General features: G+C 55.0%; 4 protein-coding genes. 1 reads left to right on the forward strand and 3 read right to left on the reverse strand.

Annotated features, from left to right (window positions below; all coding sequences use genetic code 11):
* Positions 1-264: 264 nt before the first annotated feature.
* The 3 genes from pbp2m to QP995_RS10690 form a co-directional block, all read right to left on the reverse strand.
* Positions 265-2,046: a penicillin-binding protein PBP2M gene (gene pbp2m / locus QP995_RS10680; RefSeq protein WP_049172619.1), complete on the reverse strand. Its 1,782-nt coding sequence runs from the start codon at positions 2,044-2,046 to the stop codon at positions 265-267.
* A 113-nt stretch (positions 2,047-2,159) separates the two neighbouring features.
* Complete coding sequence (locus tag QP995_RS10685) at positions 2,160-2,990, reverse strand: serine hydrolase (protein ID WP_012360808.1); 831 nt, start codon at positions 2,988-2,990, stop codon at positions 2,160-2,162.
* Positions 2,987-3,847 carry a LysR family transcriptional regulator gene (locus QP995_RS10690; RefSeq protein ID WP_012360809.1) on the reverse strand — a complete coding sequence of 287 codons (861 nt, stop codon included), beginning with the start codon at positions 3,845-3,847 and terminating at the stop codon, positions 2,987-2,989. The genes QP995_RS10685 and QP995_RS10690 overlap by 4 nt, the downstream gene beginning before the upstream one ends.
* Before the next feature lie 114 nt (positions 3,848-3,961).
* Here QP995_RS10690 and QP995_RS10695 point away from each other — a divergent pair, with 114 nt between their 5' ends.
* The gene (locus QP995_RS10695) at positions 3,962-5,542 is read left to right on the forward strand and encodes a helicase-associated domain-containing protein (RefSeq protein ID WP_016421371.1); all 1,581 of its coding nucleotides are present in this window, start codon (positions 3,962-3,964) and stop codon (positions 5,540-5,542) included.
* Positions 5,543-5,619: the final 77 nt, after the last annotated feature.

Consider the following 5,619-nt stretch of genomic DNA (forward strand, 5'->3'; position numbering starts at 1 on the left):
GGTAGTGCTCGGCGGGTTAACTCCCCGGGAGGTAATCTCTGGTGTTATCCATGATGCAATGACCGCCTGACCCTACCAGCCATTTTTCAGGCCATTTTTGACATAAACGCAGTCAGTAACTCGCATTGGGGTAAGTCGCCAAAGGCTGGGTCAAATAACCACGACGCCACCGGACGAACACCCGGGAAAAATTCTCTCCCCCCTCCCCCGGGGGAAAGACGCACTTTTCTTTACTTAACCCGTGCTAGAGGTTATGACGCAAGTTTATTGAATTCCAGAGAATTTCTGAACATCCGGCGAGCGAAGGAAACGCCCGGCCATTTCCACAGCTGGCTGAGAAGAATCTCCTTCGATTACAAGGGACGCAATCGCCAATTCCCCTGTCGTTCCAGCGAACCAGCCATTGGAAAGCTTGCCATCAATTTCTGCTGTACCAGTCTTTCCGCCAAGTGCACTAAGATCACTCAACGACCTAGCTGAACCGTGGTCAATTGTTGATTTCATCATCGTCCGGAGGCTTTGAATAGTTGTATCGCTGACATGCTGGTCTGCCTGTTTATTCACTACTGTCTGTTCGCCTTGAATGAGCTGTGGAGGAACAAGCAAGCCGCCGTTAGCGACAGTCGATTGCATGAGCGCAATCCCAAATGGACTAGCTAGAACCTCGCCCTGTCCAATAGAAGCCTCCACACGAGGAGGTCCAGCCGGTGTCCGCGGCACCGAACCAGTAAGTGTGGTCATCCCTGGTACGTCGAAGTCGGAGCCAATTCCGAGTTCTAAAGCAGTCCGTTGCAGATCATCTTCTCCCAAACGATCCGAAATGACCGCTTGGGTTGTGTTACATGATTGGGCGAAAGCTTCTTCCAGTCGAACGCTACCTAGATCGAAGTCATGATCGTTGGGAATCGTGCGTCCAGCGACGGTGATATTGCTAGGACAAGGTAGTTCCTCATCCATGCTGACTGCCCCTGCCTCTAGTGCCGCCGCTGTGGTCACAGTTTTGAACGTCGATCCCGGTGGGAATAGCCCGGTGAGTGCGATTGGCCCTTGGTTATTTGCCTTGTCATTTTGTGCAACGGCAAGGACACCTCCTGTTCTAGGATTGAGCACGACTAGAACTGCGGCACGTTGCTCACTGTCCACTGCTTGTTTTGCTGCGCTTTGCAGTGTGTTATCCAGAGTGGTTGCGATTGGCTGAACTCGGCGAGGCGGCTCAGAGGCTACCGTCGTCATACCTTGTGAACTCTCAGCGCGTATCGACCATCCTGAATTAGCATCGAGCACTGACTCCCAATATTTGTTCAATTCAGCATCCAGCGGAGAGTTAAGAGTTTTGGACACGCTTAAGAGACGCCCCTGCTCCACAGTGGAAATTCCCTCAAAGGTCCTAAGTTGCTCTTGTATCTTCCGGAATTCTTCCTGCCTCAAAGTGAGGAGCACGGTGTCTTCATCCTGAGACTCTCCCAAGGTCTGCTCGATCCACTCCTTAGTCGTTGTGGGAGACACTGGTGCAAAAATCTGGGCCAATTCCTGCGCTCTAGAGGCTATATCTTTGCGACCTCGTACCTGAATAACTTTCGTCCAGGTCATATATTCATTGCCCAAGCGATCTTTAATTGGAAGATCGTACTGTTTATCTTCAGCAAAAAAGAGTGCGGAATCATCGCTCAACTGAGCTTCGAAGATCGAAGGCAACCATTGAGGCTTACCATCCTGTCCACTAAGGACGAGCCGACCATTGCTCTCCAACTCCACACCATCTTTGGACCAAGTCACATGAGTATTCTGCTTTCCATTGGAAATATCAGATTTTTCGATGTTGACCTTCACACCATGAAGTGACTGCCGAAATTCATGAAGGGCGCGCTCCGGGTCTGGATGATCCAGATACCGTGCAGCCTTGCTGTCATCTCCCGCGTTGAAAGCTTTGAGAAATACGTCTGAGTCTGATTCCCACGGTAGAGCTGAACAGCTGCTCAACATCACTGCGGAGAGCGAACAGAGTGCAATCACCGACTGACGGAAACGATTGTGCTTAGTCATCATGGGAGTGACGTTAAGTGAGACGCATTGGATGCCACCAATATCACATAATGCAATTGTCTCATTTCATTCACATATAGGCGATGGTAGAAGTGTGTATTCAAGTGGCAGAAATTCTAACGAAGAGCGTCCACGAGCAGTCTAGCCACTTCGCCAATAGCACCATCGTGAGTACTCATTGCTTGTTCTGGCACCACCTGTTTCAGCATGATGGACACCACAATGGGCTCCTCGCCCTCAACCTGGATAATCGAAGCTTCACCATGGAGAAGTCCTACAGTGCCCGTTTTTCCATAGATATCAACGCCGCTTGGAGGAAAGCCTGAAGGAACACGGTGACGCCACACCTGCAACCCCAAGAGTTCACACATAGATCGACGTACCGCTGCACTATCGTCTTTCCAAACCTGTTCCAAGTCATTAGTTATTTCCGCCAACGAAGAGACTGCAGAAAACGCTATATCTGTACTACTCCCCCCTTGGGATTGAACATATTGACGCAATTGTTTCTCCGCCGTCACTAAGCTATTCCGATCTTGCAAGTCATAATGAGGTGGAAACCGTTTAAGAAATGCTTCTCGAGCCCACGCAGGCAGTAGACGCAAAATCTCGTGGGCGGCCACGTTATCTGACACCGATGCGACTTGTTTCATTAAGTCTCGGAGACTCACGTTCACTGCGTCATCAAAGGCAGCGAACCCATACCCTTCGTAAGTTCCTTTGGACGGTGCAACGTCAACACGAAGACGAGGATCCAGATCACCTCGTTGAATCGCTTCCAAAGTGAGGTGGAGGAGCCGGATTTTATATAAGGATGCCACCGTAATTTTCTCGTCTTGTTTGCGTCCGATAGTCACCCCATCGTGCAGTCGCGATGCACACCACCATCCCTCACACCCCGACCGCGTCAACACGTTTTCCAGGGCCATCTCCATCCGTGCAGTCATTGGTTAATCCTTCGACAAATTCTTTCGGCGACCGCCATGGCCTCGGCGCCATTGTCCATCCCACCTCGGCGAACCACTACATCCACGGAAAAATCGAAACGGGAAGGAAGCTCAATAGCATTGTCAAACTGGTGAAAACCGCGAAATACCAAAGACATCCCCTCCCCTCTTCCAATCAATAAGCCCCTACCTAGAGCATCCTCTGAATCATTAATTTCGCAAGACACACCCGACCGAAATAGCTCTCTCGCCAAACCACTGGCTGCACTTGAATTGTCATTCAGGTTCTCCACCAGCAGATTCAATTGAGACAAGGTCTTATCCAACCTTGAATACCCCGGCGGCACCACTAGATCACGTGACAGAGAAAACTGCCTCGCACTGCGGTGAGTACCCAAGGGAACCGGAGCTTGAACAAGCCCCGCATGAATAGCGCCTTCTTCAACACGGGCAAGAATCTCAACAGAAGGCAGTGACGACAAAACTACTCCATCATGCTGCTGTGCCTTTGCTGCAATACGCGATCCTATCTCGCTTGGAAGCGCACTACTGATGGCCAAACGAAACCCGCTTTGCGCACCACTTCGGATACCGTCAATCATCGAATGCATAGTCTGAAGATCGCGATTAATCACCCGGGCATATGGAAGCAAGGTCAACCCTGCCTCGGTTAGTTTCACTTCCCCCGCCCCTCGGATAAATAGCGGTGTACCTACACCAGCTTCTAAGCGCTTAATGGCATTGGAGACAGGCGGCTGACTCACTCCCAGTCGCGCTGCCGCCGCTGTAAAACTACCGGTCTCCGCTAAAGCCACGAAATACTGCCATTGGCGCAGATTTCCCGTCTGAGCAATCATGGGTCTCAGCATAGTGGAGCACGAGTTCGCACCACTGCAGCGTAAAATGATGTCTTTGGCTTGAGCAACACCGTCGCGGTGGCGTCGATAAACAAAAAGGAAGTGACACACAGCGTGGGCATTGGAAACGGACCGCTCATTGTGCAGTCGGATAAGACCGTGCTGCTGGAAATCGACCACGAACAGGCGCAGGAGGCGCGCACCGCGCTGGCACCGTTCGCGGAGCTGGAGCGCGCGCCGGAGCACGTGCACACCTACCGCATCACCCCGCTGGCGCTGTGGAACGCCCGCGCGGCAGGGCACGACGCGGAGCAGATCATGGACGTGCTGGAAACCTACTCGCGGTTCCCCGCCCCGCAGCCGCTGCTCATCGACATTGCCGACACGATGGATCGCTACGGGCGGCTGAAGCTCATCAAGCACCCAGCGCACGGGCTCGTGCTAGAGACGACGGACAGGGCTGTGCTGACGGAGATCCGGCGTCACAAAAAGATCAAGCCCATGTTGGGCGCAGAGATCGACGAGGACTCGATCGTTGTGCACCCTTCCGAGCGCGGCAGGCTCAAGCAGGAACTGCTGAAGGTCGGCTGGCCCGCAGAGGACCTGGCGGGATACGTCGACGGCGAGGCACACCCCATCGAGCTGTCGCAGGAACACGAAGAATGGCAGCTGCGCGACTACCAGGAGATGGCGGCCGATAGCTTCTGGGAAGGCGGCTCGGGCGTGGTAGTGCTGCCATGTGGTGCGGGCAAGACGATGGTCGGCGCGGCCTCGATGGCCAAGGCAAAGGCCACCACCCTGATCCTGGTGACGAACACCGTCGCGGGCAGGCAGTGGAAGGACGAGCTAGTGCGCCGCACCTCCCTGACGGAGGATGAAATCGGCGAATACTCCGGAGAGAAGAAGGAGATCCGCCCCGTGACCATCGCCACCTACCAAGTGGTCACGCGCAAGTCGAAGGGCGAATACCGGGCGCTGGAGCTGTTCGACTCCCGCGACTGGGGCTTAATCATTTACGACGAGGTTCACCTGCTGCCTGCCCCGGTGTTCCGCATGACCTCCGACCTGCAGTCTCGCCGCCGTCTGGGGCTCACCGCCACCCTGGTGCGCGAGGACGGCCGCGAAGGCGACGTATTCAGCCTGATCGGGCCGAAGCGCTATGACGCCCCATGGAAGGACATCGAGGCCTTCCTGGATCGCATGTCCCCCGGCGGTCTCTCGTCCGTTCCCCAGTCCCTGCGGTATTTGATTGACGACGCCACCAGGGCATTCCAGCAGGGCTCCGCCACCGAACCCCACTCGGCTCGTGTCCCGTCTCGCGTGGATACTCCCCAGCGCAACATCATGGACATCACTGGGGACTCCACCGAGATCGCCTCGGAGATCGACGGCGCCGTGGAGGGTTTTCGCCGCGCCCACGACCAGGCCATCGCCGTGGACCCGGCGGACGGCACGAAGGCCTCGGACACCCGGACCTTCCGCTCGCCGCGGGAGATCATGTCCGAGCTGCGCCGCGCCTATACCGCGGGCACACAGGTGCGCCTGCACTACGTGGACTATGCGGGTGCCACCAGCCATGACTGGATCTCCATCGTGATGATGACCCCCTCCACCATCTCCGCGGTGCTCGAATCCACCGGGGAGAGCCTCACGATCCAACCCCACCGCATCGCTGCGGTGGACGTGCCGTGCTAGAGGGTTAAGTAAAGAAAAGTGTGTCCGCATGCCACCATAACCCCAGACCACACACCACAAATCACCAAAGAATAGCT

This window comes from Corynebacterium sp. MSK032, from assembly GCF_030232065.1.
Taxonomy (GTDB): domain Bacteria; phylum Actinomycetota; class Actinomycetes; order Mycobacteriales; family Mycobacteriaceae; genus Corynebacterium; species Corynebacterium jeikeium_D.

Excerpts from the sequence above, each read along its gene's own strand:
- pbp2m (WP_049172619.1), bottom strand. The coding sequence starts at position 2,046 with ATGATGACTAAGCACAATCGTTTCCGTCAGTCGGTGATTGCACTCTGT.
- QP995_RS10685 (WP_012360808.1), bottom strand. The coding sequence starts at position 2,990 with ATGACTGCACGGATGGAGATGGCCCTGGAAAACGTGTTGACGCGGTCG.
- QP995_RS10690 (WP_012360809.1), bottom strand. The coding sequence starts at position 3,847 with ATGATTGCTCAGACGGGAAATCTGCGCCAATGGCAGTATTTCGTGGCT.